Raw genomic sequence first — 26,769 nt, 5'->3', positions numbered from 1 at the left:
GCAAACGTTGGTGATTCGCCTTGCAAAGGAGCGGTTCGTGCTCTTCGCACTCATTTATAATACCACTCACATTATACAATTGCAACAAATACTAAATTGCTGTAAGAGTTTTAAATGCAGTTGATTTGTCCTTGCCAATTTGTTCGATAAGTGCATCGATTGAATCAAACTTCTTTTCATCCCGAATATGACTTATCCAATCAACCATCACTTCTTTACCGTATAAGTCCCCTTCAAAATCCAGTACATGGACTTCAACAATTGACCGTGTAATTTCAGGGTTGTTAAATGTCGGTTTTACACCGACATTGCAAACTCCATTATAAACAATTCCATCCACGAACATACGGACTGCATAAACACCGTTCTTCGGTAGAACAGAACTCACATCAGGCAATACATTGGCCGTTGGAAAGCCAAGTAAACGACCTCTTTTTTCACCGTCAACAACTATGCCAACTGTGCGGAATTGTCTGCCTAAAAGTATCGCCGTCTTTTCAACATCTCCTGCTGATAAAAGCTCACGAATGCGAGTTGAAGAAACTTTCTCCTCACAATCCACTACTTTTCGAACAACAGTTGTGCCGTATTTACCATCTGATAACAGTTCCATATCTAACATAGTACCGGCACCTTTTGAGCCAAATGTAAAATCAAAACCAGCCGTCACATGTTTTACGCCAAGTTTTTTAATAAATACATTAATAAACTTTTCAGGCTGTAGTGCTGCAAGTGACCAATCAAACGTTACGATGAAAACAACATCAATGCCCATTGACTCAAGAATCCTCAACTTTTCAGCTTCTTGAGTAATGTATCCTACTTTGTTTTTTCCATCCCCAAATAGATGTGACGGATGTGGGTTAAAAGTCATCACAGCTGATTGTATTCCGAGCTCCTCCGCTTTTTTCTGGGCTTCCATAATCACTTTAGAATGTCCTTTATGAAGTCCATCAAAAAAACCGATGGCCATCGAAAATTGTTGATTTGTATTAATTTCCACTTTATTTGGATAGTGCAATTTGTAAACTTCCAAATTAGTTCCCCCTTACAATATTCAACGGAAACATCTTATTTGGCTTCATTAAACCAGGCTTTGTTGGATGCTTAATGTAGATGGCAATTGCTTTTTCATTATATGTAAAAACAACTGCTTGTTCTTTTCGAAAGATGGAATGTTCTTCCAATACTTGACCATCTGCTATTTTAGTATACATCTCATCACTAATTTCAAGTGACGGAAAATCAAGAAGTGCATCTTCAAGTGGTCTAAGGAAGGACTCAATCTTGTCTTCTTTTTTCAACTCGGCAATCTCAGAAAGTGTTCGACAATCTGATTGGCTATACGCTCCCGAAATCGTTCGGACAAGAGATGCCATATGAGCCGGGTACCCTAGAAGTTCCCCTATTTGTACAGCAAGTGTTCGAATATAAGTTCCTTTTCCACAAGAAATACGAATCTTAAATGTAATCTCTTGTCCACTATAGACAGATTCAGGATTTAATAATTCAAGTTCGTGAATGCTAACCGTTCTCTTAGGCCGTTCAACTTCGATTCCCTGACGAGCATACTCATATAATTTACGTCCATTCACTTTGACAGCTGAATACATTGGTGGAATTTGTTCAATGTCACCAGTGAGCTTCTGAAGCGCTTTTTCAATTTCACTGACGTTGATTGTCTTATGAGAAGAATCCGTTTGTACAATAGCACCATCTGCGTCTTCCGTTTCCGTCGAAGTCCCAATGGAAACAACAGCTACATATTCCTTACCCATATCTGTAATATACTCAGCAACTTTTGTAGCTTGGCCAATACATATCGGTAAAACACCTTCCACACTTGGATCCAATGTGCCTGTATGACCAACTTTTTTAGTACCAAGAATTTTACGTAATTTAAAAACACAATCATGTGAGGTCATCCCTTTTTCTTTCCAAAGGGGTAGTATTCCATTCATCTGAAAACTCCTTCAAAACAATCATTTATATGTAAGAAAGGAAGTCGGAAAGTCCTATTGGACACCGACTTCCCTAGTATTATTCATCTTGTTCTTTTTTTACTTGACTCAGTAGACTTTCAATTCGACTACCATATGCAATTGATTCGTCAAATTTAAATTCAATCTCAGGCGTAATTCGAAGTCTTATACGTTGGCCAATTTCTGTGCGTATAAATCCTTTAGCTTGTGAAAGGCCTTTAAGTGTTTGATCTTTCTCTTTATCGCTACCAAGAACAGAAATATAAACAGTCGCTTGTTGAAGATCTCCAGTTACCTCAACATCCGTTACAGTAACGAAGCCAATTCTCGGATCTTTTAACTTTTGCAAGATAATATCACCGAGTTCTTTCTTCATTTGTTCCGCGACACGATTCACACGTTTTGACATGGATGGTCACCCCAATTCACTTTCAATAATAATCTAATGTAAGATTGGATAACTCCCATTCTGGATTGGATTCCAAAAACCGGATTGCCCTTCTTACTTCTCGTTCAGCCGCGTCTTTTGACGAGGCCGTTGCAACGAGACCAATTGTCGTTCGCTGCCAAAGGTCTTGATGATCGATTTCTGCGACGGACACATTATATGAATTTTTCGTTCGATCTGTCATTCTCTTTAAAATCGATCTCTTTTCCTTTAAATTAGCGACCATCGGAATGAAGAAACTACATTCCGCGTAGACAATCATGTACGTTTAATTTCCTGCATGATATAGGCTTCAATAATGTCGCCTTCTTTCATATCATTGAACTTCTTAATTGTAATTCCACATTCGTAGCCTTTTGCAACTTCTCTTGCATCGTCTTTAAATCTTTTAAGTGTATCAAGTTCTCCTTCAAAGATAACGATGTTGTCACGAATGATACGAACACCTGAATCACGTGTAATTTTACCATCAATTACATAACTACCAGCAATTGTACCAATTTTAGAAACAACAAATGTCTCACGTACCTCAGCTTGACCGATCACTTTTTCTTCAAATTCAGGATCGAGCATGCCTTTCATTGCAGATTCAATTTCTTCGATTACTTTGTAGATAACGCGGTGTTGACGAATATCAACGCCTTCCGCTTCTGCTGCACGTCTTGCATTTGTATCAGGACGTACGTTGAAACCAATTACAATCGCATTAGACGCTGCAGCAAGTGTAACATCTGACTCATTGATTGCTCCGGCTCCGGTGTGAATAAGTTTCACATTGACGCCTTCCACTTCAATCTTCAATAGAGATGCAGCCATTGCCTCAACTGTACCTTGAACGTCTGCTTTGACGATAAGATTTAATTCTTTTACATCGCCTATTGTCATTTGTTCGAATAGGTTATCAAGAGTAATACGTGTTTTCTCTCCGCGTGATTCTTGGATTGCTTCACTTGCTCTTGTTTCACCAATTTGACGAGCCGTTTTCTCATCTTCAAAGACAACAAAACGATCACCCGCCTGAGGTACGTCACTTAAACCTGTAATTTCAACTGGTGTTGACGGTCCAGCTTCTTTCACACGGCGACCAATGTCACTAATCATTGCACGTACACGGCCATATGTGTTTCCTACTACAATTGGATCACCGACATGCAGTGTTCCATCTTGTATGAGTAGTGTTGCAGCTGATCCTCGTCCTCTATCTAGTTGCGCTTCAATGACAGTACCACGAGCACGAATTTTAGGATTCGCCTTAAGTTCCGCAACCTCAGCAACGAGTAAAATCATATCGATTAACTCTTCAATTCCTTCACCTTTAAGTGCAGATATAGGTACGAATATTGCATCTCCACCCCATGCTTCAGCAACAAGGCCGTGATCCGTCAATTCTTGCATAACGCGGTCTGGATTCGCTGATGGCTTATCCATTTTGTTTACTGCAACAATGATAGGAACGTCCGCTGCTTTCGCATGGTTAATCGCTTCAATTGTCTGTGGCATAACACCGTCGTCAGCAGCTACAACTAATATTGTAATATCTGTAACTTTTGCACCACGTGCTCGCATTGTTGTAAAAGCAGCGTGACCAGGTGTATCTAAGAATGTAATTTTCTTGCCTTTATTTTCGATTTGGTATGCACCGATATGTTGTGTAATGCCGCCTGCCTCGCCTTGTGTTACTTTTGTATTTCGAATTGAATCTAAAAGAGTTGTTTTACCATGATCGACGTGACCCATAATTGTAACAACGGGTGGACGTTCAATTTCATTAGCTTCATTCTTTTCTTCATCAACTTCATCAAAATAAACTTCAAGGTCCGTGTAGTCAATACGAATTTCTTCTTCTACTTCAACACCGTATTCAGCACAAATCAGTTCAATCGTATCTTCATCAAGTTCCTGATTAATTGTTGCCATAATCCCTAGCATGAATAACTTTTTAATAATTCCTGAAGGTTCGCGGCCTAGTTTACGGCCTAGTTCAGCAACTGTTAGTGATTCATAGAAAGTGATTTTTTCCGGTAATGGCTTCTCCACCTTAGGAATTGGATTCGCAGGGCGGTATCTTCTTCTACCTTGGTTAATACCTCTTGCAGGTGGACGGCCACCACGACGATTCGGAGCTCCACCTTGTGGAGGACGGCCGCTAGTTGGTCTAGGAGCAGTTCCACCACCTGTTGTACTCGCAGATGCGTTCGAGTTTGGACGACTTGCGCCACCTGTTGATGCTGGACGACTCGGTCCACCCGTTGATGCTGGACGGCTTGCGCCACCTGTTGATGCTGGACGGCTTGCGCCACCCGTTGATGCTGGACGGCTTGCGCCACCTGTTGATGCCGGACGGCTTGCGCCACCTGTTGATGCTGGACGGCTTGCGCCACCTGTTGATGCCGGACGGCTTGCGCCACCTGTTGATGCTGGACGGCTTGCGCCACCTGTTGATGCTGGACGGTTTTGTCCAGTGCTTTTAGTATTTTTAACCACTTCTTTTTGGTCGCCGCTTTTCACAATTGGTGTTTCTTTAGTTTTACCACCAAATGATTGATCAAGCTTTGATATCGCTTCAGTATCTATTGTTGACATATGATTTGTTACAGAAACATTTATTTTTGTAAGTTCATCGATAACTTCCTTACTCGACCGATTCACTTTTTTCGCGTATTCATGTACACGTATTTTCGTCATTGGCTCACCCCCGGTTATATTCGTTGAGGAGTTCGGATAATTTCCCGGCAAAACCGGCATCCGTAATTGCGAGGACCACTCGCGATTCTTTCCCAATTGCATGTCCAATTTCTTCTCGATTACCAAAGACATGCATCTCAACGTTGTTAAATGAACATTTATCAGTAACTTTTTTTATCGTATTTGCGGAAGCATCATTTGAAACGATAACCAAACGTGCATTTCCGTTCCGAACTTCTCGTATTGCTAATTCTTCACCAGTAATAAGCATCCTTGCACGTGTCGCCATTCCAAGCATTTGAAAAATCTTTTTAGCATCTTTCATTTTAATGCCTCCCGACGAATTGCGTGCAGAAGTTCATCATAAATGTGATCAGGTACGGCTGTTCCAAGCTGACTTTGTATGGAACGATTTTTACGTGCTGTTTCGACTGCCTCTTCGGATTTGGACACATATGTCCCACGACCGGATTTCTTACCTGAAAGATCGACTGAAATTTCTCCATCTTTCGGAAGAACGATTCGAATCATTTCCTTCTTGGGAAGCATTTCACCCGTTGCCGCACATTTACGTAAAGGGACTTTTTTCATTTTCGACATGTGTATTCACCCTTTCTTTATCAGGCCTCGTCGTCTGAATATAAATCGATTGTAACATCTTCAGTATCCGTTAACGTTTCATCATCGAAATAAGGATCTTCTGAAAGCTCATGGCTCACAATGATTTCAGTGCCCGCTGGTGGATAGATACCAAGTTCACGAGCATCGGTTTCACTTTTAATATCAATTTTCCAACCCGTAAGCTTAGCAGCAAGTCTCGCATTTTGTCCTCTTTTACCAATTGCTAGTGATAATTGATAATCAGGGACTACGACTGTTGTTGACCTTGCGTCTTCACTTACTTGAACGTCAAGCACTTTTGAAGGACTTAGTGCGTTTCCTACAAAAATAACCGGATCTTCAGACCATTCAACGATGTCTATTTTCTCACCATTCAACTCATTAGAAATCGATTGTACACGTGCGCCTCTTGCTCCAACACATGAACCAATCGGGTCAACCTCATCGTTGTTTGTATGCACCGAAATTTTAGAACGATCGCCCGCTTCACGAGCAATCGTTTTAATTTCAACGATTCCTTCAAAGATTTCAGGCACTTCCATTTCAAATAACCGACGTAGTAAACCCGGATGTGTTCGAGAGACAAACACTTGTGGACCACGTGATGTGCGTTCAACTTTTGTAATATATACTTTGATACGGTCATGAGGTTCATATGATTCCGTTTGAATTTGTTCTCCCACCGGAAGTACTGCTTCTACTTTACCGAGTCCTACGTATAAGTTGCGTGCATCTAAGCGTTCAACAATACCATTTACAATATCGTCTTCTCTATCCACATACTCTTCATAAATCATACCGCGTTCCGCTTCACGCACACGTTGAGTAACGACTTGTTTAGCTGTCTGTGCAGCAATACGGCCGAAATCTCTTGGTGTTACTTCTTCTTCTACTACATCTGCCAGTTCATAAGCCGGATTAATTTCTTGTGCTTTTTCTAAAGAAATTTGTAGACGATCATCTTCAACTTCCTCAACAACATCTTTTCGTGAGTAAACTTTCATTGAGCCTTTATCAAGATTTAAGTCGACTCGTACGTTTTGTGCTTGATTAAAGTTTCTTTTATAAGCGGTTAATAATGCGGCTTCGATTGCCTCGGTCAAAACTTCTCTAGAAATACCCTTCTGTTTCTCAAGGGCCACTAATGCATCGAGTAGATCACTACTCATGTTTAATCACTCCTATATTCAATTATGCGGAAAAGTCGATTGCTAAACGTGCCAACGCAATTTTTTCTTTGTCGATTAAGACGCTTACTTTTCTCGTTTTAATACGTATTTCAACTTCTGCTACGTCGTCGCCATATGAAAGCAAATAACCTTCAAACTCTTTCATCCCATCGATTGGTCCATATGTTTTAATGAAAACAAACTGACCAATTGCATTAAGAAAGTCCTTTTCATTTTTCAGTGGTCTCTCAGCACCAGGTGATGACACTTCAAGAAAATAATTCTCTGTGATTGGATCTGTACGGTCAAGTTCATCGCTAAGTCTTTCACTGACGAGAGCACATTGATCAATATCGATGTCTCCGCTCGGTGTGTCGATATATATACGCAGGAACCAATCGCTACCTTCTTTGACATACTCAACATCTACTAGTACCAATTCTAAGTCATTTACAATCGGACTGACGAGTTGTTCGACCACTTCCGTAACTTTAGTCATCTAATCCCTCCCTAAAATTCAGTGAAAACACTACAGAACAACAGAAAAGAGCGGGGAATCCCACTCTCTCTGTGCAAGACTATTACAAAAGTTGTTCCCATCATACCATACGATAAAGAACGTTGCAAACAATGCGCCACAGCCTATATAAAGTGGCGTATTGTTTTATGAGTAGTTAAAACAAAGACAGCTGATTCGCTTCAGGCATTCCCTCTAGACAACCAAGAGAATCTAAATAATCGGTTATCGTTTTAGATACTCGACCACGTTGTTGTAAATCCTCTTTAGATAGAAACTCGCCATCTTTTCGAGCCTCAACAATAGAATTTGCAACGTTTGTTCCTAGTGATGGAATTGAGTTGAACGGCGGAATGAGCGAGTTCCCCTCAATAAGAAATGTCGTCGCATCCGATTTATATAGATCTGGCTTCGCGAATGAAAAGCCCCGTTCGCACATTTCAAGGGAAATTTCAAGAACCGTAAGTAAGTTCTTTTCCTTTGGCGAGGCTTCCAAACCTTTTGCATTTATTTCATTGACCTGTGCACGAATCGTCGCTGAGCCTTTCGTCATCGCTAATAGATCAAAATCTGAAGCTCGTATTGTAAAGTAAGCTGAGTAATAAAGTATTGGATGATGCACTTTAAAATATGCGATACGTAATGCCATTAATACATAGGCAGCAGCATGTGCCTTCGGGAACATATACTTAATTTTTTTACAAGACTCAATATACCAATTAGGTACGCCTTCTGCTTTCATTTCAGCTTCAAACTCTGGTGTCAGTCCACGACCACGCCGAACGGATTCCATGATGCTAAACGCTATTGAAGGCTTTAACCCTTGATAGATTAAATAAACCATTATATCATCTCGACAACCAATCACATCTGAAAGCACACACGTCTTATTCTTAATTAATTCCTGCGCGTTGCCAATCCAAACGTCCGTCCCATGTGACAATCCCGAAATCTGAATGAGTTCCGAAAATGTTGACGGTTTTGTCTCTTCTAACATTTGACGCACGAACCGCGTTCCGAATTCCGGAACACCTAAGGTACCTGTTTTACAGCCAATTTGTTCCGGAGTCACGCCGAGCGAAGACGTGCCACTAAACAACTCCATAACTCCTTTATCATCAGGTGGGATTGTGAGCGCATCGATGCCTGATAAGTCTTCAAGCATTTTAATCATTGTCGGGTCATCATGACCAAGAATATCAAGTTTCAATAAATTGTTTTCAATTGAATGAAAGTCAAAATGTGTCGTCTTCCACACCGAGTTCAAATCGTTTGCGGGAAACTGAATCGGTGTAAAGTCGAAAATATCCATTGTGTCCGGAACAACAATAATTCCACCGGGGTGTTGCCCGGTATTCCGTTTCACACCAGAACAGCCTAGTACCAGTCTGTCAATTTCTGCTCCGCGCAAATTCAAGCCATTATCGTTCATATATCCACGGACATACCCGTAAGCCGTTCTTTCCGCAACCGTCCCAATCGTTCCCGCTCTGTATACAAATTTTTCACCAAAAAGTTCCTTTGTATAATTATGAGCTTTTGCCTGATAATCTCCACTGAAATTGAGATCGATATCCGGTACTTTGTCCCCTTCAAAACCAAGAAACGTTTCGAACGGAATATCCTGGCCGTCCTTTTTGAACATCTTTTCACAAGAAGCACACTCTTTGTCTGGAAGATCATATCCTGAACTTACAGACCCATCCGTGAAAAATTCTGCTGTTTTACAGGACGGACAAATATAATGCGGGGGTAGCGGATTCACTTCCGTAATTTCCATCATCGTTGCAACGAATGAGGAACCAACCGAACCACGGGAACCTACGAGATACCCATCGTCAAGTGAACGTTTTACGAGTTTATGGGAAATTAGGTAAACAACTGAAAAACCGTTCCCAATGATTGAGGTAAGTTCTTTTTCTATTCGTTCTACGACGATTTCAGGTAAATTCTCACCATATATTTTATAGGCCATTGAGTAAGTCAGTTCTTTTACTTCCTCTTCCGCACCTTCAATTTTAGGTGTATACAAATTATCTTTTATTGGTTTCACGTCGCCGATTCGGTCTAGGATCGAGCGTGGATTATCGATCACAATCTCTTCCGCAACGCTTTTACCAAGGAATGAAAACTCTTCAAGCATCTCATCTGTCGTTCGGAAATGAACAGCAGGTAAAGCATGTCTGTTCATGGGATTCGCTCCACCTTGTGAACGGACAAGCACTTTACGGAATTGCGCATCGTTCTCGTCAATATAGTGGACATTTCCAGTGGCACAAACCGGGATTCCGACTTTCTTCCCGAGTTTCAACAGCTTTCTCATAATGTCTTCCATATTCCATTCGTCGCGAATCAGTTCCATTTCGATAAGATGTGCATAAACGGATTTCGGATGAATTTCAATATAATCATAGAATTTCGCAATTTCTTCAACTTCCTCAGGTGATTTTTGCATCAGTCCATTAAATACTTCCCCTTTGTCACATCCTGAACCGACAAGCAGTCCTTTTCGATACTTGATAAGCAAAGAGCGCGGGATGCGTGGAACTCTGTAAAAGTAATTCATATGGGAATAAGAAACGAGTTTGAATAAGTTTTTTAATCCTTCGTCGTCCATTGCTAGGAGCGTACAATGTGTGGGTCTTGCCCTTTTGTATGTATCGCCCCCACCGACATGTTTGTTAAAGTCATCCAAATAAAGAATGCCTTTTTCTTCGGCCTCACTGAGCAAGCGTAAAAACAAATGACCCGTCGCTTCCGCATCATAAATTGCACGGTGATGTTGCGTGAGTTCGATGTTGTATTTTTTTGCCAATGTGTTCAATCGATGATTTCCCATTTCCGGGTGCAAGAAACGAGCCAGCTCGAGTGTATCAATGACGGGATAAGCAGTAATTGGTAACTCCGCCTTCTTTAGCGCTTCATACAGGAAACCCATATCAAAAGATGCATTATGAGCAACGAGGATTGAATCGCCAATCCAATCGCTAAAATCCTTTATGGCTTCCGATACAGATGGTGCATCCTTTACCATATCATCTGTAATACCCGTCAATTTCGTAATGAGTGCAGAGATTGGATACCCCGGATTTGAAAACCGTTCAAACGTATCAATGACCTCACCATTTTTTATCTTCACTGCGGCAAGTTCAATAATCGTATTGTAAACGGCTGAAAGACCCGTTGTTTCCACGTCAAACACGACATATGTATCATCTTCCAGTTTCCTGTGCTGTTCATTGTAAGCAATTGGCACACCGTCATCTACAAGATTTGCTTCCATTCCAAAAAGTACTTTCACACCAAGCTTTTTTCCTGTTGAATAAGCTTCGGGAAATGCTTGGACGTTTGCATGATCTGTTATCGCAATCGCTGGATGTCCCCATTTGGCAGCTTGTTCAACTAAAGCCGATGCCGATACAACAGCATCCATTTGACTCATCGTCGTATGAGCGTGAAGTTCAATTCGTTTACGATCTTCAGGTGCTTTATCTTGCCGTACAATAGGTGAAACTTCCATTACGTCTTGAGCCATCATGATGAGATCTCGAACGAATGTATCATTTTGAATACCACCTCGTGCTCGAACCCAAGCTCCTTTTTTCAACGTTTTCATCAGTGCAGCGTCTTCGTCATCTCGAGAAAACATTTTCACAAGAATCGAATCTGTGTAATCCGTTACTTTTATCGTTAATAACGAACGCCCACTGCGGAGTTCTTTTACTTCTACATCGAAGACGAAACCTTCAATTATTACCCGACGTTCTTCATCTTGAATTTGTCGGATTTCCAAAATTGGTTCATCATTTTTAATGGGTGTACCCAGTCGAAACGGTCCCTGAGGAACGCCATTTTCTTTTCGATTTGTTTCCCGTTTCTTCATATCTTCAAGAGCTTTTCGGCCATACTCTTCTTCTTCAGCTTGCCTTTCGACAATAAACGCAAGACGCGCTTCCTCCGCACCGTTGTCATCTTCTGAAATTGTGAAATCAACATATGGTTTCGAAAAACCAAAAGAAGTGTAGGCATCCGCAAGTAATATTCCATATTTACTTTTTAACGTTTGAAGTTCCATATCGTTTGTGCAAAAAAGAACCATTTTCCCACCAGTCATGACCGGTTTTTGATTGCTAAGTAAGTCTCGAATCGGCGGGGACATCCCACTTATCCCTTCAAGAGCAAACGGCCAGTAGTGTGCAAACGATTCTTCAGCCATTTCACTATTGTCACTCGTGATTTCAAGTCGAATCGTCGCAATTGCAGCGAAAGCCTGATTAATTCGTTCCGAAAAAACTCGATATACTTCTATCGGTAAAGGTTTGTCCAGTTTTAAATTGAATTGCCAAACTCTCGATTTCTTGTGTATACTCACTCGCTCTAGTGATGCATTTTCAAAATAGGTGACAACTTGGTCGTCCGTTAAATCAATTTGCTGTAATAAAAGATGCAGTTTCATTTTTCCATCATTCACTTGGTCCATGAGCATCCCCCTTTTTCATAGTAGCGAAAAAGAAAGGAAGTACCGATTGCCGGACTTCCCTTCCTTCATTTATTCAGCTCCAAAAAATGCTTGCAACTTCTCTGTAATTTCTTCTTTCGGCCATTCCGTGGATTCTCCGGATGATCGATATTTCACTTCAACAATTCCTACTGAAGCTTTTTTCCCAACAGTAATACGAATTGGTAAACCGATTAGATCAGAATCTGCGAATTTGACACCCGCTCGTTCCGGTCGGTCATCGTAAAGAACTTCGAATCGATAGGACTTCAATAATTTATATAACTCATCCGCCAGATCTTTCTGCGCTTCGTCCTTCATATTAAGAGCAATTAGATGAATATTGAATGGCGCAAGATTCTTCGGCCACTTTAATCCATGTTCATCATTATACTGCTCTGCAACAGCTGCCATGATACGAGAAACACCAATACCGTAACAGCCCATTTGATAGTGCTGATTTCTGCCGTTATTGTCTAGGAAGGTTCCTTCCATTGGTTCACTATACGTTGTGCCAAGTTTGAATATATGACCGACTTCAATCCCTTGGGCAAACTTAATCGTTCCTTCGCCGTCCGGTGTAACATCGCCTTCCTGGACAAAACGTAGATCCGCATAGCGGTCTACTGCAAAGTCCCTCTCAGGATTAATGTTTATCAAATGGAAGTCATCCTCGTTTGCGCCACACACTCCATTCACAACTGAAGCAATTGCGTGATCTGCAATCACTTTTAAATCGAGCGGAAGTTTCACAGGACCAATCGAACCAACTCCACATGATAGAAGTTCTATAACATCGCCTTCATATGCAAATTCAACGGTATTCGCACCTAATGCATTTTTCAATTTAATGTCGTTGATTTCATGATCGCCTCTACAAAGAACAGCAACTAACCTCTCATCCGCTTTAAAGATGAGCGTTTTGATACACTTAGTAGCTTCTGTATCTAAAAACGAAACAATATCATCAATTGTTTGCATATTTGGTGTGTAAATCTTTTCAACTTCCAATAAAACCTCATCCGACTTCTCGAATGATGTATTCATTTCAGCCATTTCAATATTCGCAGCATACGGAGAGGTATCGCTGTAAGCAATCGTATCTTCCCCAATTTCGGATAGCGCCATAAACTCATGAGTATCCGTACCGCCTATTGTTCCGCCGTCGGCAATAACAGTTCGGAAATTAAGTCCAAGCCTCGTAAAGATGTTCGTGTACGCTTGCTTCATATCCTGATACTTTTCATCAAGGCTTTCTTCTGTAGCATGGAAAGAATAAGCATCTTTCATAATAAATTCACGGCCACGAAGCAGACCAAAACGAGGACGTTGCTCATCTCTAAATTTCGTCTGTATTTGGTAAAGTGTTAACGGTAGCTTTTTATATGATTTCACTTCATCGCGCACAAGTGAAGTAATGACTTCTTCATGTGTTGCACCAAGAGCAAAGTCTCTTTGATGACGGTCTTTTACACGAAATAATTCAGGTCCATATGAATACCATCTTCCAGTCTTCTGCCAAAGTTCAGCTTGCTGTAATGCCGGCATGAAAACTTCAACAGCATCGATTGCTTCCATTTCCTCACGAATAATCAGTTCTATTTTACTGAGAACTTTTTTCCCTAGAGGTAGATACGAATAGATACCGCTTGCATTCTGGCGAATAAATCCTGCACGCAGGAGTAGTTGATGTGAAAGTATTTCCGCATCGGATGGAACTTCACGCATTGTAGGTATAAATGATAAAGATTGTTTCATGTATATTCCACCCCTTTTTAATTTTTAAATTTTATCTAAAAAAAGAATGTTTGAATATCATTCCAAGTAACGACGAGCATCAGGAGCATAAGCAACATAATCCCAACAAAGTGAACCATACCTTCTTTTTGTCGATCAATCGGCTTACCTCGAACAGCCTCAAAAAGGAAGAATAATAATCTACCACCGTCAAGTGCAGGTAGTGGCAATAAGTTCATAATTCCTAGGTTTATACTTAGCACCGCTGCCCAGTTCATTAAGCTGAAGATACCAAACTGTGCCACCGTTTCAGTTGCCTTATAAATGCCTACAGGACCATTTAAATCATCTATTGTAAACTTCCCTGTTACAAGCATTCCAAGCAACTCAAAAATTCGTTTAAACCATAAAACAGTCTGTTCTCCACCAAAGTAAAATGCTTTTAAAACATTCTTTTCAACCGGATCCGCATAGATAACTCCAATCTGACCAAAGTCTTTTCCAGCCTCTGTAAGTTTCTTCGGAATCACTTCAAGAAGAACAAGATCATTTCCACGTTCTACTTGAATTTTAAGGAGCACTTCAGGATTCGCCTGAATAATTGCCGCAAATTCAGTCCAAGTCTTAACCGGCTCACCATTTACTTCTTTAACATAATCATTTTTTTCCATTCCAGCTTTACTTGCTGGCCCATCATTATTCACATCCGAGATAATAGGCTCATTAGTAGGAAGCGTCGGCACACCTTGAATTAAACCGATTGCCAAAAAGATGAAGAAGGCAAGAATAAAGTTAAACAACGGTCCCGCAAAAATAGTCATTGCACGATGTCCAAGAGACTTCGAGTCAAACTGCCTGTCGTAAGGGGCGATTATTGTCTCTACCCCTTTTTCTACAACGACGGCGGTTTTGGAAATATCAAATCGAACAAGTTCACCATCGTCATTGTATCCTTCGATAAAAAGTTCTTTATCAAAATCGGATGATTCCGTTTCTAAAAATAATACATCTGGATTAGAGACATTGCGATTTAAATAAACCTTTTTAACTTCTCCAGTTTCCGTGAACGTAAGTCCGACACGAAAGCCTGGTTGAAGTTCAATTTTGTCTAAATCTTCTCCGGCCATTCGAACATATCCACCCAAAGGTAAAAGTCGAATAGTGTACAATGTTTCACCTTTTGTAATACCTAAAATTTTCGGGCCCATTCCAATTGCGAATTCACGCACCATAATTCCAGCTCTTTTCGCAAATAGGAAATGCCCTAATTCGTGAAAGAAGACAAGGGAACCGAAAATGATAATAAACGCAATTACAGTCTCCATAAAAAACCACCTCAACTGGCTTTGTAAACAGAAATCTAAATTTCCATTCTAGCCGATATTAAAAACTTTCGCACAATACCGATTCAACAATTTCACACAACAGAAGAAGATTCGTTTACCTCATTGCAAACGGGTTCTTTCGATAGTTTATTCTACCATACCATAAACCATTTTCCGAGTGAGTGAATCGACTTCTAGTACTGCTTCTAAATTAGGTATAGAAGTTGTTTGATGTTTATTCATTGCCCTCTCCACTAATTCCTCTATTTTCAGGAAAGGGATTTTCCCTTGCATAAACAATCCAACCGCTATTTCATTCGCTGCATTCATTACTGTAGGCATTGTTCCGCCTTCTTTACCTGCAGCATAAGCAAGTCCCAGAGCTTTATATCGCTGAAAATCCATTTTTTCAAAATGAAGTTTCCCAATTTCTTCAAGACGTAGCGGTTTAGGATTTCGCATCATTATCCGGTCTGGATACGTGAGTGCATATTGAATCGGAACGCGCATATCCGGTGATCCGAGCTGCGCAATGACACTCGTATCTTCAAATTCAACCATCGAGTGGATGATGCTTTCTCTATGTAGCAAAACATCGATTTTTTCATAAGGTATACCGAAAAGATGATGTGCTTCAATTACTTCAAGTCCTTTGTTCATCATCGTAGCGGAGTCAATTGTGAGTTTGTTCCCCATTGACCAGTTCGGATGAGCTAAGGCTTGTTCAACTGTAACTCCTGACAATTCTTCTCTTGTTAAATCTCTAAAGCTTCCACCAGATGCTGTTAAAATAAGTCGGGATACACGGTCGACGTTTTCACCATTTAACGCTTGGAAAAGTGCTGAGTGTTCACTATCTACAGGAAGTAGCGGCACATTGTATTTACGCGCTTCCGTCATAACAAGATCTCCGGCAGCAACAAGTGTTTCTTTGTTAGAAATCGCAATTGTAATTCCCGCCTGAATTGCTTGAAGTGTGGGTTTTAATCCTACACTGCCAATCACGGCATTTACAAGTATATCCGCACCTGCAAAAGCAGCGACCTCAACAAGCCCTTCATCCCCATGAACGAATTGAATCAATGGGTACTCAGATTTTAATTGTACTGCATCTTCAGGTCTTATTACCGAAACAATCTTTGGTGAATGTGCGGAAGCAATTTCCCTTACCTTATCCATATTCAAACCAACTGAAAAAGATACGAGCTCAAACTTTTCTGGATTTGAATTAATAATATCCATCGTCTGTGTTCCAATGGACCCCGAAGCACCTAATAGGCTTATTTTTCTTTTCATAATGCCACCCTTTCCGTTATGCAATGAAATGCAATAAATGAAGTAACGGCAAAACGAAAAGAAGACTGTCAAATCGATCCAATATTCCACCATGTCCTGGGAGGAGATTGCCTGAATCCTTCACGTCATAATGCCTTTTAATTGCAGATTCGACAAGATCACCGAGTTGTCCCACAATGGACGCGATGATTGTAACGATTATAAGTATCGGATACGTGGAGGCAACAGGTACGAAATACTGAAAAATACATGCAAAAGTAATTGCCCAGATGATTCCGCCTACAAATCCCTCAACCGTTTTATTGGGAGATATTTCTGGCCATAATTTCCGCTTTCCAAATTTTCTTCCCGTTACATAAGCCCCTGTATCCGTCATCCAAATAACTATGAAAGCATACACAACATATTCAATACCAAACATTCTAGTTTCGATTAAATAATAAAATCCAATACCAACGTATAATGCCCCAAGTATCGAGAATGCAACATGGTCGAACGTAAATTGGTTTTTAACGACAACTGTGTATATTAGTAAAAGCAGAACACCCGCGAAGGCAAGTTCAATTTTTGTATAACCGAGTACATCATATATCCAGCCGGTCCAACTTGCCGGTATAAGTAATACGGCAAGTATTATCCAAGAAATTAAGCCCGGAAATGAAAACAAGGTTAGATTTTTCATTCGCAAAATTTCAAAAAGGCCTATTGTAGCAATTAAATAAATTGCAATCGTAAACGGCAGCCCTCCAATAATAATGACTGGAACAAAAAAAGCCAATGCAATAGCTGCCGTTATTATTCGTTGTTTCAAGCTTCCTTCTCCCCTTCCACACTCCCAAAGCGGCGACTACGTGACTGAAAGTCCTTGATTGCATCAAACATGCACAGTTCATCAAAATCAGGCCATAATACATCTGTAAATGTGAACTCCGCATAGGCAAGCTGCCATAGCATGAAGTTAGAAAGTCTTACTTCACCACTTGTTCGGATTAGTAAATCAGGTTCAGGCAAATGGGCTGTCATTAGATGCGACTCAATTTGAGTTTCATCAATATCTTCTATTGCTAATTTTCCTTCAGCAACAAGATTCGCTATTTTTTTTACAGATTCAACGAGTTCGAGCCTACTTCCATAATTCATCGCAAAATTAAGTGTCATTCCGTCGTTACTTGCAGTTTCTTCCATAGCTCTTCGTATTGCATCTTTAGTATGGTCTGGAAGCATACTAAAGTTACCAATCATTTCGACTTTGACATTTTGCTCAATAAGTTCGGGAAGGTAAGTGCTTAGAAATTCTCCGGGGAGCTTCATTAGAAAATCGATTTCTACTTTTGGACGTTTCCAATTTTCTGTAGAAAACGCATAAAGTGTAAGTACTTTAATGCCAAGATCACTTGCAACGCGTGTAATCCTGCGGACAGTTTTCATTCCTTCATGATGCCCAGCGACCCTTGGCAAGTTGCGTTGTTTTGCCCACCTGCCATTACCATCCATAATGATTGCAACATGGGCAGGAATCTTTCTACTTTTTAACAAAGCGATTTGGTCCGACATTTTAATATCTGGCACTATCGGTTTTTTTCGCATTAGTTTTCCTAGCATATCGTTTCCTCCACTCGACTACTTTTCGGAGCAAGTCATATCTATCGTACCAAATTAGTCGATAGATTTCATTTAAATTTTATGTTTTAAAAGACAGTCTTCGGTAGTATAAGTATAGCTCTACCTATACAATATGCAGTTTCTTAGCTTTATTCACAAAGTCTAATCCTTTATCAAGAATATATTCTAACCGCTTAATTATTAAGACTAATTAAAATTTAATAAAAAAAATGACGCCCTGAAATAAGGACGTCTCAAAATATAGAAAGTTCTTCTATCAGATTTCCATGATTTCAATTTCTTTATCATTCGCCATATCATCTATCTTTTTTATATAAGAATCGGTTAGCTTTTGGACGTCTTCACCACTACGGTGTAGACCATCTTCCGTAAGTTCTCCGCTCTTCTCAAGCTTCTTCGCTTCGTCATTCGCATCGCGGCGAACATTACGAATTGCGACTTTTGCTTCTTCTGCTTCTTTTTTCACAAGCTTCACAAGATCTTTCCGGCGGTCCTCTGTCAATGCTGGAACAGAAAGACGGATGATTGTGCCATCATTGGATGGTTGAATACCAATGTCGGATTTCATGATTGCTTTTTCAATATCACCTAGAATTGACTTATCATAAGGTTGAATAACTAATAGGCGCGCTTCTGGTACAGAAATTCCCGCCATTTGATTGATAGGAGTTGGCGTTCCGTAATAATCAACAGTTATTCTATCGAGCATAGATGCATTCGCACGCCCCGCACGTATATTTGCGAGTTCCCGTGAATAAGCACTAATTGCTCTTTCCATTTTGTCTGTCGCTTCTTTCAATAGTGCATTCGACATTACAAATTCCTCCTGACGACCGTCCCAATTGCTTCACCAAGTACGGCTCTTTTTATATTTCCTTTTTCCATTATCGAGAACACCACTAATGGTATATCATTATCCATGCATAGTGTTGATGCAGTAGAATCCATTACTTCAAGACCTTGACTAATAACGTCAATAAATGACAGTTCCAAATACTTAACTGCAGTTTTGTCAATCATTGGATCAGCGGAATAAACACCATCCACATTATTTTTAGCCATTAGAATTACATCAGCTTCTATCTCCGCTGCTCTAAGTGCTGCTGTTGTATCTGTGGAAAAGTAAGGATTGCCTGTTCCGGCTGCAAATATAACCACACGTTTTTTCTCAAGATGACGTATTGCTTTACGACGTATGTATGGCTCTGCAACTTGTCTCATTTCAATTGAAGAAGATACTCGAGTTTCAACACCAAGTTTTTCGAGGGAATCTTGAAGAGCTAAAGAATTCATAACAGTCGCAAGCATTCCCATATAATCCGCTGTCGCTCGGTCCATTCCCATTTCGCTACCAACTTTACCACGCCAAATATTTCCACCGCCAACTACTACAGCGACTTCAACATCTAAATCGACGACTTCTTGTATTTGCATAGCAACTGATTTGATAATGTCGGGTGATAAGCCGAAACCTTTTTCACCTGCAAGTGCTTCACCGCTTATCTTTAATACGATTCGTTTGTATTTTGGGTTGCTCATTTGTACCCTCCATTTATTCAGATTTCTCAAAAATAGGGAACAGCACCAAAGTGTGTTCCCCATTCACTATATTATGTGCATTCGTATTATTTATTAATTTGACCCATTACTTCTTCCGCAAAGTTTTCTTCGCGTTTTTCAATTCCTTCACCAATTGCGTAGCGAATGAATTCTTTTAAAGTACCGCCTGTTGATTTTACAAAATCGCCAACTTTTTGATCTGAGTTCTTGACGAATGATTGATCTAGAACACAAATTTCTTCAAAATACTTACCGATTCGACCTTCAACCATTTTTGCAACAATGTTTTCAGGCTTGCCTTCATTAAGTGCTTGCTCAGTAAGAACTTTTTTCTCACGCTCAACTTCTTCTTCAGAAACTTGGTCACGTGAAACATATTTCGGATTTAGAGCAGCAACATGCATTGCAATATCCTTAGCCGCTTGCTCATCAGTAGATCCTTCTAGTACTACAAGCACACCGATACGCCCGCCCATATGCAAATAAGGACCGAATGAGTCAGCATCTGTTTTTGTACGAATTTCAAAACGACGAAGTGTTAACTTCTCGCCAATTTTAGCAATCGCATTTGAAATGTGATCTGCAACTGAGAGATCGTTAAACATTATTGTTTCGAGTGCTTCTTCAGCTGTAGCTGGTTTTGTTTTTAGAAGGTGCTCTGCAAGTTCTCTAACAAAAAGTTGGAACCCTTCATTTTTAGCAACAAAATCTGTTTCAGCATTCACTTCTAGAAGAATTGCTTCGTTTCCTTCAGTAAGAATAAACGTAGTACCATCAGCAGCGATACGATCCGCCTTATTGGCAGCACTAGATAATCCTTTTTCACGTAAGAAATCAATTGCAGCTTCTAAATCACCATTTACTGATGTTAATGCTTTTTTGCAGTCCATCATCCCTGCACCTGTTTTTTCGCGTAGTTCTTTAACCATTTGCGCCGTTACTTTTACTGTCATTTTTCATTCCTCCAAAAATATGTCATCTATTGCTAGAAAAAGACGATAAGAGGATATAGCCACTTATCGTCTTTTATTTACTAAAGGTTATTCAAAACGATTACTTAACTGTAACTGTTTCTACTTCTTGAACTTCTTCTTCCTCTTCGCCTTGTCTAGCTTCAAGCAAAGCGTCAGCCATTTTGCTAGTAAGAAGTCGTACTGCACGAATCGCGTCATCATTCGCAGGAATGATATAATCGATTTCGTCTGGATCACAGTTCGTATCAACAATTCCTACAATAGGAATGTGTAATTTAATTGCTTCAGCGACCGCAATACGTTCTTTGCGTGGGTCGACGACGAACATTACGTCTGGAACTGCTTTCATATCCCGGATTCCACCTAGGAATTTAACTAATCTTTCGTGCTCTTTGTTCAACTTACCAACTTCTTTTTTAGGTAATACTTCAAACGTTCCGTCTTCTTCCATACGCTCAATTTGTTTCATACGTGCTACGCGTTTTTGGATTGTACCGAAGTTTGTAAGTGTACCACCGAGCCAGCGTTGATTAATATAGTACATTCCTGCACGTTCTGCTTCTTCTTTAATAGCATCTTGTGCTTGTTTCTTTGTACCAACAAAAAGAACTTTTCCACCATCTTCTCCAACTTGACGCATGAATGCATATGCTTCTTCAAGTAGTTTTACCGTTTTTTGAAGATCGATAATGTAGATACCGTTACGTTCCACGAAAATAAATTTCTTCATTTTCGGGTTCCAACGACGTGTTTGGTGTCCGAAATGTACACCTGCTTCGAGTAATTGTTTCATTGAGACTACTGCCATTTTATAATTCCTCCTGTTTGGTTAAATTCCTCCGTACAAATCATTCACTGAAATGACCTCTCGGCACCATTTCCAATGTCCTTGCACGTGTGTAGTAATACCATTAGATAATATAACACATCTAATTACGTTTTGCAATATGTGTTACTTGAATTTCAAAATTAGTTCTACTTCTGTCTTTCCTTTACCAAGTACTTTAGCAATCTCTTCAATTGTTTTTCCATCATCGTGAAGCCGAAATACTTTTGTCCGATCATCCATTTCAAGATCATCAGGTATGGGCGATGGCATCAAAGTTTTACCATAGGATTTTATCGCCAAGTTCATAGGTGTAGAAGGTGCATTCACCTTGATAGACTTGGTCGCCTTCACAACAGAAGGTGGAATTGGTTTTTGAGTGCTCGTCTTAGTTAACTCCACTGCAGAGAGCTGTTGAATTAATCTATTGTTTTCGTCTTGCATCTCGGATAAATAAGCTGTAATCGAGTCATCCATTTGCTCCATTAACTTCTTCTGTTTTTTCTCAAGATCGTCAAATTTCGACACTTTCGTATATAAGAGCGCTAAGAAATAAAAACCGATAATTTGTAGTATGAATACTATTATTAAAAAGACAATTGTCATTTTAATTACCCTATAAAGTCAACGAATGATCCTTTATAAGGATGAATCGTTTTCTTTTCCTCTTCATTATTTCGTTCTGTCTCATCTTGTTGATGTGGATTGTCGCCATTTTTCTTATTTGAATCCATTTTTGCATATTCAGCTGTTTCCAATACCGTTTCTCGATTTTTCAATGTTTGTCGATCCATTAAGGCGTTTGCTTGGTCTTGATTTAACTGGGATTGCTGTTGTTTATGTTCCGCAATTTTTCCAGCTTCAAATGTTTTAGGGATTGCTATTTGAAGTTCAATTCCTTTTAACCCCATAATATCCCTCCATCAATTATTTCAGGAGAAAGCCATTCTTTCAGCTTAAACAATGCTTTCGAGTGAATTTGAGAAATCCGGGATGTAGACAAATTGAGTATCCCACCAATTTGAGTCAACGTTAGTTCCTCTGTATAAAATAAATTCAAAACCAGTTGTTCATTTTCATTTAAATCTTTAATTTTATTTACCAAATCACCTATCAACTCAGTCTTAACTAATTCTTGTTCCGGTGAAGTAGAACTTTCATCTTTAATAACAAATGAATTTACTCCGTCGTCTTCATCATCATTCATTTTTTCATCTATCGATAAAACATTCGAAAAGTAGTGTTCGTGCATTATTTGAAAAACTTCTTCTAAAGTTATCCCCATATGATCTGCAACTTCTTCGGGTTCAGCATGACGCATGAGAACCTGTTCTAGTTTCGCAACTTCTATTTTAAGCTTTTTTGTTTTATCTCTAGATGTTCTTGGCAACCAATCTTCTTTTCGCAGTCCATCAATGATTGTACCCCTGATTCGGAAGGAAGCATACGTTTCAAATTTCAAATCCCGTCCGGTATCAAACTTTGTAAGTGCATCAAAAAGCCCCTGAAGTCCAAGACTAAGAATATCATCTCTAGAAACGTTGCTTGGCAATCCTGAGCTGATTCGCTGCACATGATAAGTGACGAGGGGAGTATATTTTTGAACAAGCAAGTCCCCGGCATATGGGTCCCTGTCTTTTATCCAGCGATTCCAACACTCGGCTTCTTCCATCTGAACTTGTTTTGACATCGAATACCTCACCTTCCATGATGATTCCTTCCGATAGCTATTGTCAATCTAGTATAGCATATGGCAAATAATGACGGAAAAAGGCGTCTGAACTATTCAGACACCACAAATTTCTAACCTAGACTAAAGTATTTATCTTTGGTTTTATAGTTATTTGGCGTCTAAATGCATTCAATTAAATTTCAACTGTCCCTTTATTTACAGTTCGAATGGAGAGCATCGAAGTTAATGGATCGAACTCAATTGTTCGACCACTGGACCCACCCACATCCTCTGCAACAATTGGAATGGATAAACGTTTTAATTCATTTTTAACGGCTTCGATATTACGCGGCCCGATTCGAATCGTATCACTAGATCCAAATTGAAACATTTGCGCTCCACCGGCAATTTTTGCTTTTAATGCCATCGGACGAACACCTTCAAGTTTTAATAATTCCATAAGCCCATATATACCCGTGTCAGCAAATTTTGCACTATTGATAGCACCATTCTTTACAAGTCCTGAATCGGGTAGCATGACATGTAGTAAACCTGCAATTTTTTTACGTTCGTCATACAATACGACTCCAACACAAGAACCAAGTCCAGAGGTTCGAATCGTTTGTGGCTGTTTCACAAGATTCATATCTGCAATTCCAACTCGAATAACTTCTTTCACTGTAACCATATTACATTACACCAAGTGATTTAAAAATTGTTATATATGAAGATGGATCTGGCAACAAGAAAAAATGTCCCGTTATTTTTTCCGTGCCATTTGAACTTTCTTCACTGATTTCAGTATTAATAACAATTACCTCGTCGCTTGTCTGAGATATTTCAATCAAGCCAAAACTAACAATTGCTCCGACCATGTCTACTCCTAGTGAGGGTACTGTTGGGAAAATCCTTAAACCGGTAAAGTCTGACAAAGCTGATAAATAAGAACCTGAAAGAATATTACCAAGCTCTTGCATTGCAGATATTCCTATCTCTGAAAAAGGTGGAGTGTTAAAATTAAATGTTTCATCACCTATTAATTTCTGAATAAAGCGATTCGCACTTTCTATAGACAGTACAAAAAACATACTACCTGAAAGGTCCCCTTCAATACGGAGAAAAATACCTGCCACAATCTCCTCAGCACCTCCAGCAAGATCAAACATTCCCTCAAAAGAGACAAGATCTACCTTTGGCACACGCATATCAATTTTACGATCAAGCATTTGAGAAAGTGCGGTTGCTGCATGTCCAGCACCTATATTACCAATTTCCCGGAGTACATCAAGGTGCATATCGGTAATAGGTATATCAATACTCATCAGTTGCCACCTGCTTTATTGGCTCCAGTACTCGTTCCAAATCAAGCATTACAAGAAGTCGTTTACCGACCTTTGCAACTCCAGAAATAAATTCAGACTCTACTGTTCCAACAACTTCGGGCTGCGCTTCAATTAGCTCAATAGGGATATCCATTACATCATTTGCAGCATCTACTATTAAACCTACGTTGTATTCTTCTAATGAAACAATAATAATTCGGGTTTGATCATCTACTTCTTTCAATTCAATACCAAAACGATCACGTAAATCAACTATTGGTGTGACCAGTCCACTTAAGTTAATAACACCTCGAACATAACTAGGCGTCTTCGGAATTCTAGTAATTAACATTAGTTTTTCAATTGAATGAACTACATCGACTTTAATTGCATATTCTTTGTCCATTAACTCAAAGACGACGACTTTCATATCGGTTTGTTGTATTGTTTCAACCATTTTTTTCACTCCCACTTATTTGATTAATGCATTGCAATCCACAATAAGGGCGACTTGTCCATTTCCAAGAATTGTTGCTCCGGAAATTGCAAATACACTCTTCAAATAGTTACCAAGTGATTTGAGAACAATTTCTTGTTGGCCAATAAATGTGTCAACAACAAGTCCTGCAAGTTTTCCGCCTTTTCGAACGATAATAACAGACTGGAATCCATCATCATTTGCATCTAAGTTTGGCATTTCAAAAATCTCTTTTAAGTTAACGAGCGGAACAATACTTCCACGGAAATCAATTACTTTCTGATTATGTGCATTCATTATGTCCGATGTTTGAATTATTGCAGTTTCAATAATAGACGATAAAGGAATTGCATAAATTTCCTTCGCAAGTTTCACAAGCATTACAGAAATAATTGAAAGCGTGAGCGGAAGTTGTACTTGAAACAAGGACCCCTCACCCTCTTTTGATTCAATTGATATAAAACCACCGAGCGATTCAATCGTGCTTTTTACAACATCTAAACCTACACCACGGCCTGAAACATCCGATATTTTATCGGCAGTAGAAAATCCGGAGGCTAAAATCAGTTCTGCCACTTGACGGTCGGTCAGTGATTCTGCAACTTCTTCTGTAATAATGCCACTAGATAAAGCCTTTTTAAGAACAGCTTTGCGGTTTACACCTGCACCATCGTCCTCGAGTTCTATAAAAACATGATTTCCTGAATGATAAGCCCTTAACGTGACTGTACCTTCTTCAGGTTTTCCTTTTGCAATACGTTCTGCTGGAGTTTCAATTCCATGATCCAATGCATTTCGAATGAGATGCACAAGTGGATCACCGATTTCATCTATGACCGTCCGATCTAGTTCAGTTTCCGCACCAACTATTTCTAAATTGATTTTTTTGTCCAAATCACGGGCAAGTTGTCGAACCATTTTCGGAAACCGGTTAAAGACAGTTTCCACCGGAATCATACGCATGTTCAGAATAATACTTTGCAAATCACCTGATACCCGTGCCATTCGTTCCACTGTTTCTGTAAGTTCAGTATGGCGAATTTCAGTTGCAATCGATTCCAAACGTCCACGGTCAATCACCAATTCTTCAAACAAATTCATTAAGTCATCCAGTCGTTCGATATTCACGCGTATTGTTTTGTTTCCTGAAGATGTGGCCCGAGTTGAAACAGCCAGATTATCCGAATCCTTTGCAATAGCAACTGTATTCCCAGTTGATTGTTCCTCTTCTCGAGACCTTTTACCCAGCAATAAAGATTCAGTTGTAATCGGAACAGCAAGTACTTCAACTACTTCAGAAACCTTCATTATTTTAGCTTGGATTACTTCTGCACTTTCTTTTGTAATCAAGACAACAACAAATTCCTCTTCAAACTCTTCATTTTCAAGTTTTTGAACGTTAGGAATAGATTTAATAATATCGCCAGACTTCTCTAGTATTTCAAACACCATGAAAGCTCTCGCAGCTTTTAATATACAATCGTCTCGTAAACGGATAGTTAGTTCATGGGCAGTATATCCTTGTTCAAATGATTGCGAAAGAACCGTCATTTCAAAATCATCATAATGAAGTCCCGCACCTTTGTTTATATCCTCAACCGTTGTCGCTGCAACTTCTAGGCTAGACTTGGAAACTGTAGTTGTTTCCCCCGCTTCAATCCGATTCAAAACTTCAACTACTTGACGAACATCTTTTTTTCCAGTACCGCCCGCCGCTATATCTAACACCATTTCTTCTAAGTAATCTACTGCTTGTAAAACTACATCAAAAATTTCTGTCGTTACTTTCAATTTATTATTACGAATGGCATCAAGGATGTTTTCCATTGTGTGCGTTAGGTCAGCGATGTCCGTGTACCCCATCGTTGCGGACATTCCTTTTAAAGTATGAGCTGAACGGAATATTTCATTTACAATTGCAAGATCCTCAGGATTTTTCTCCAGTTCTAAAAGATGTTCATTACATGATTGAAGATGCTCTTTACTTTCTTCTATGAACATATCTAAATATTGACTTGTATCCATCTTTTCGCCCC

Annotated in this window: 26 protein-coding genes; all 26 read right to left on the bottom strand. The window is 39.7% G+C overall.

What is annotated here, in order from left to right; translation table 11 throughout:
- Positions 1-91: 91 nt before the first annotated feature.
- Entirely contained in the window at positions 92-1,036 is a 945-nt protein-coding gene (locus tag ACP8HH_RS06890; protein WP_438317728.1) for a bifunctional riboflavin kinase/FAD synthetase, read from the bottom strand.
- A gap of 1 nt (position 1,037) precedes the next feature.
- Positions 1,038-1,961, bottom strand: coding sequence for a tRNA pseudouridine(55) synthase TruB (truB, locus tag ACP8HH_RS06885; RefSeq protein WP_438317725.1), 924 nt, complete (start codon positions 1,959-1,961; stop codon positions 1,038-1,040).
- Between the two features lie 79 nt (positions 1,962-2,040).
- Positions 2,041-2,391, bottom strand: coding sequence for a 30S ribosome-binding factor RbfA (gene rbfA / locus ACP8HH_RS06880; RefSeq protein ID WP_438317722.1), 351 nt, complete (start codon positions 2,389-2,391; stop codon positions 2,041-2,043).
- A gap of 22 nt (positions 2,392-2,413) precedes the next feature.
- Complete coding sequence (locus ACP8HH_RS06875) at positions 2,414-2,692, bottom strand: DUF503 domain-containing protein (RefSeq protein WP_438317719.1); 279 nt, start codon at positions 2,690-2,692, stop codon at positions 2,414-2,416.
- Positions 2,689-5,115, bottom strand: coding sequence for a translation initiation factor IF-2 (infB, locus tag ACP8HH_RS06870; protein ID WP_438317716.1), 2,427 nt, complete (start codon positions 5,113-5,115; stop codon positions 2,689-2,691). Before infB ends, ACP8HH_RS06875 begins: the two co-directional genes overlap by 4 nt.
- Before the next feature lie 4 nt (positions 5,116-5,119).
- Positions 5,120-5,440 (bottom strand): YlxQ family RNA-binding protein, encoded by a 321-nt coding sequence (locus ACP8HH_RS06865; protein WP_438317713.1) that lies wholly within the window; start codon positions 5,438-5,440, stop codon positions 5,120-5,122.
- Complete coding sequence (gene rnpM, locus ACP8HH_RS06860; protein WP_438317710.1) at positions 5,437-5,715, bottom strand: RNase P modulator RnpM; 279 nt, start codon at positions 5,713-5,715, stop codon at positions 5,437-5,439. The genes ACP8HH_RS06865 and rnpM overlap by 4 nt, the downstream gene beginning before the upstream one ends.
- A 20-nt stretch (positions 5,716-5,735) precedes the next feature.
- Complete coding sequence (gene nusA / locus ACP8HH_RS06855) at positions 5,736-6,905, bottom strand: transcription termination factor NusA (protein ID WP_438317707.1); 1,170 nt, start codon at positions 6,903-6,905, stop codon at positions 5,736-5,738.
- Positions 6,906-6,927: 22 nt separating this feature from the next.
- Positions 6,928-7,404 (bottom strand): ribosome maturation factor RimP, encoded by a 477-nt coding sequence (rimP, locus tag ACP8HH_RS06850; RefSeq protein ID WP_438317704.1) that lies wholly within the window; start codon positions 7,402-7,404, stop codon positions 6,928-6,930.
- Between the two features lie 175 nt (positions 7,405-7,579).
- Positions 7,580-11,902 carry a PolC-type DNA polymerase III gene (locus ACP8HH_RS06845; protein ID WP_438317701.1) on the bottom strand — a complete coding sequence of 1,441 codons (4,323 nt, stop codon included), beginning with the start codon at positions 11,900-11,902 and terminating at the stop codon, positions 7,580-7,582.
- A gap of 69 nt (positions 11,903-11,971) precedes the next feature.
- Positions 11,972-13,678 carry a proline--tRNA ligase gene (locus ACP8HH_RS06840; RefSeq protein WP_438317699.1) on the bottom strand — a complete coding sequence of 569 codons (1,707 nt, stop codon included), beginning with the start codon at positions 13,676-13,678 and terminating at the stop codon, positions 11,972-11,974.
- A gap of 35 nt (positions 13,679-13,713) precedes the next feature.
- Positions 13,714-14,982 (bottom strand): RIP metalloprotease RseP, encoded by a 1,269-nt coding sequence (gene rseP, locus ACP8HH_RS06835; protein WP_438317696.1) that lies wholly within the window; start codon positions 14,980-14,982, stop codon positions 13,714-13,716.
- 147 nt (positions 14,983-15,129) lie between these two features.
- A complete protein-coding gene (dxr, locus tag ACP8HH_RS06830) occupies positions 15,130-16,278 on the bottom strand; it encodes a 1-deoxy-D-xylulose-5-phosphate reductoisomerase (protein WP_438317693.1) in 1,149 nt (382 codons plus the stop codon).
- 16 nt (positions 16,279-16,294) lie between these two features.
- Positions 16,295-17,089, bottom strand: coding sequence for a phosphatidate cytidylyltransferase (locus ACP8HH_RS06825; protein ID WP_438317690.1), 795 nt, complete (start codon positions 17,087-17,089; stop codon positions 16,295-16,297).
- On the bottom strand, positions 17,086-17,880 hold the full coding sequence (locus tag ACP8HH_RS06820) for an isoprenyl transferase (protein ID WP_438317688.1): 795 nt from the start codon (positions 17,878-17,880) through the stop codon (positions 17,086-17,088). The genes ACP8HH_RS06825 and ACP8HH_RS06820 overlap by 4 nt, the downstream gene beginning before the upstream one ends.
- A 277-nt stretch (positions 17,881-18,157) precedes the next feature.
- A complete protein-coding gene (frr, locus tag ACP8HH_RS06815; RefSeq protein WP_438317685.1) occupies positions 18,158-18,715 on the bottom strand; it encodes a ribosome recycling factor in 558 nt (185 codons plus the stop codon).
- Positions 18,715-19,440: a UMP kinase gene (gene pyrH / locus ACP8HH_RS06810; protein ID WP_438317682.1), complete on the bottom strand. Its 726-nt coding sequence runs from the start codon at positions 19,438-19,440 to the stop codon at positions 18,715-18,717. The genes frr and pyrH overlap by 1 nt, the downstream gene beginning before the upstream one ends.
- 86 nt (positions 19,441-19,526) lie before the next feature.
- Positions 19,527-20,414, bottom strand: coding sequence for a translation elongation factor Ts (gene tsf, locus ACP8HH_RS06805; RefSeq protein WP_438317679.1), 888 nt, complete (start codon positions 20,412-20,414; stop codon positions 19,527-19,529).
- A gap of 100 nt (positions 20,415-20,514) precedes the next feature.
- Complete coding sequence (gene rpsB / locus ACP8HH_RS06800) at positions 20,515-21,243, bottom strand: 30S ribosomal protein S2 (protein WP_438317676.1); 729 nt, start codon at positions 21,241-21,243, stop codon at positions 20,515-20,517.
- 144 nt (positions 21,244-21,387) lie between these two features.
- Positions 21,388-21,867, bottom strand: a complete 480-nt coding sequence (locus tag ACP8HH_RS06795; protein WP_438317674.1) for a hypothetical protein — start codon at positions 21,865-21,867, stop codon at positions 21,388-21,390.
- A 5-nt stretch (positions 21,868-21,872) separates the two neighbouring features.
- Positions 21,873-22,172, bottom strand: coding sequence for a hypothetical protein (locus tag ACP8HH_RS06790; protein WP_438317671.1), 300 nt, complete (start codon positions 22,170-22,172; stop codon positions 21,873-21,875).
- Positions 22,163-22,951 (bottom strand): FliA/WhiG family RNA polymerase sigma factor, encoded by a 789-nt coding sequence (locus ACP8HH_RS06785; protein WP_438317668.1) that lies wholly within the window; start codon positions 22,949-22,951, stop codon positions 22,163-22,165. Before ACP8HH_RS06785 ends, ACP8HH_RS06790 begins: the two co-directional genes overlap by 10 nt.
- Before the next feature lie 175 nt (positions 22,952-23,126).
- Positions 23,127-23,621 carry a chemotaxis protein CheD gene (locus ACP8HH_RS06780; RefSeq protein ID WP_438317665.1) on the bottom strand — a complete coding sequence of 165 codons (495 nt, stop codon included), beginning with the start codon at positions 23,619-23,621 and terminating at the stop codon, positions 23,127-23,129.
- A gap of 1 nt (position 23,622) precedes the next feature.
- Positions 23,623-24,255, bottom strand: a complete 633-nt coding sequence (locus tag ACP8HH_RS06775) for a chemotaxis protein CheC (RefSeq protein WP_438317662.1) — start codon at positions 24,253-24,255, stop codon at positions 23,623-23,625.
- Positions 24,245-24,712 (bottom strand): chemotaxis protein CheW, encoded by a 468-nt coding sequence (locus ACP8HH_RS06770; protein ID WP_438317659.1) that lies wholly within the window; start codon positions 24,710-24,712, stop codon positions 24,245-24,247. Before ACP8HH_RS06770 ends, ACP8HH_RS06775 begins: the two co-directional genes overlap by 11 nt.
- 15 nt (positions 24,713-24,727) lie before the next feature.
- Positions 24,728-26,758, bottom strand: a complete 2,031-nt coding sequence (locus ACP8HH_RS06765) for a chemotaxis protein CheW (protein ID WP_438317656.1) — start codon at positions 26,756-26,758, stop codon at positions 24,728-24,730.
- Positions 26,759-26,769 lie beyond the last annotated feature (11 nt).

The sequence above is a fragment of the Sporosarcina sp. FA9 genome (genome assembly GCF_051550205.1).
In the GTDB taxonomy this organism is placed as follows: domain Bacteria; phylum Bacillota; class Bacilli; order Bacillales_A; family Planococcaceae; genus Sporosarcina.
Note: the sequence above shows the minus strand (reverse complement) of the source record. Positions and strands in the feature narration are given on the sequence as shown.